The following is a 1,383-nucleotide window of genomic DNA, read 5'->3' on the forward strand; positions in this document are numbered from 1 at the left end:
CCCACAATAGAAGAACTTGCCAAAGAATTTCTTATCAACACGGCCACTCTGAAAAACACATTCAAAGGTATCTACGGACAGCCTATTGGCACATACATGAAGGAATATCGCATCAAACAGGCAGCATCTCTGCTCCGTCAGACACAGGCTACGATTGCAGAGATTGCAAACAAGGTTGGATATGAAAATCAGAGCAAATTTGCTGCTGCGTTCCAAAATATTATGAGAATCACACCTGCTGAATATAGAAAGCAAAATACAAAGAACTTATAGCAATAGCCACTGCCAAAAGAGAAGTGGGCAAGAGGGCAATACGATACTGCTCTCTTGCCTGTTTTGTTGGGCTTAGGAACACATTTAGGAATATGCCAATATTTTAAGTCTGCCCAGCGGCGGAAAAGAAAAAAACCGCTGTTGGGCAGGCTGATTACTCCTGTCAAATAGTCGATTGCTTTACAGCGGTTTTGAACTTATTCAAAGCCGCTGTTTTTATGAACTAAAAATAGCACACTGGAAAAATTGGCGGCTCAAGGAGGTAGCCGCCATGAGGCCGAAAGAGTTTCGACCAATTTTGACAAAGAATGATTCATCAAAAAAAGCCTGTCCCCCGCCAAGGGATATTCCGGCCATGAAGATGAACTATACAATGTCGTCACAGCTAAATTTTATTCTTCCCCCTGCCCNGTAGGTTTACGACCTGCCGGGCGTTTTTTGTCATTTTCAGTCGATAGGCATGAAAAGCCCGCCTTTGGTGTAGGTTGTCGCGGCCCGCCGTCCAGTCTGAATTTTCAAAAATTCAGNCTGGAGGTAAAAGAAAATGGCAGACAGCCATCCGAAAAATCTTGACCCCCGGCCCAAGCGCCGGAGGGACGAGGACAGTCCCTACGAGATATATACCGCTGGAATCAACACCGCTCACCCGCGCTTCTATCTGTTCTTCAAGGACGGCGGCGGAGTGAAACGCTGGATGGAGATTGACAAAGCCCTGTTCGACGCATTCCATGAGTTTGAACTGGACGATCTTTCTTTTTTCAATGAAGTGGACAGGCACTACGAGCAATCCGAGGTGACGGAAGCGACGCTGAACAGGCGGGCCGCAAAGCCCCAGGAAAGCGTGGAAGAAACCGTTTCTCAGCGAATGGAAGTGGACAAACTGCATCAGGCAATCGCCAAACTGCCTGAAAAGCAGCGCCGCCGTCTGGTGTTGTACTACTTTGGGGAGTTTACATACGAGCAGATTGCGGCTATGGAAGAATGTAAATTTCAGGTGATTGCCAAGTCAATAAAGACTGCAGAAAAATATCTGAAAAAAATTCTTATAGGGGGGTGAATTTTCGCGTTTGAGTGAGGAAACAGGTGGAGGGCGACGGAAAGCCTTCCACC

The 1,383-nt window shown here is 46.8% G+C and carries 2 protein-coding genes; both read left to right on the plus strand.

Annotation, left to right across the window (positions count from 1 at the left end; genetic code table 11):
- The coding region (locus JX325_RS16770) for an AraC family transcriptional regulator (RefSeq protein ID WP_204792163.1) at positions 1-273 on the plus strand (273 nt) is incomplete at its 5' end.
- 544 nt (positions 274-817) lie between these two features.
- Positions 818-1,330: an RNA polymerase sigma factor gene (locus JX325_RS16775; RefSeq protein ID WP_204792164.1), complete on the plus strand. Its 513-nt coding sequence runs from the start codon at positions 818-820 to the stop codon at positions 1,328-1,330.
- Positions 1,331-1,383 lie beyond the last annotated feature (53 nt).

This window comes from Oscillibacter sp. CU971, from assembly GCF_905219725.1.
Classification (GTDB): domain Bacteria; phylum Bacillota; class Clostridia; order Oscillospirales; family Oscillospiraceae; genus Oscillibacter.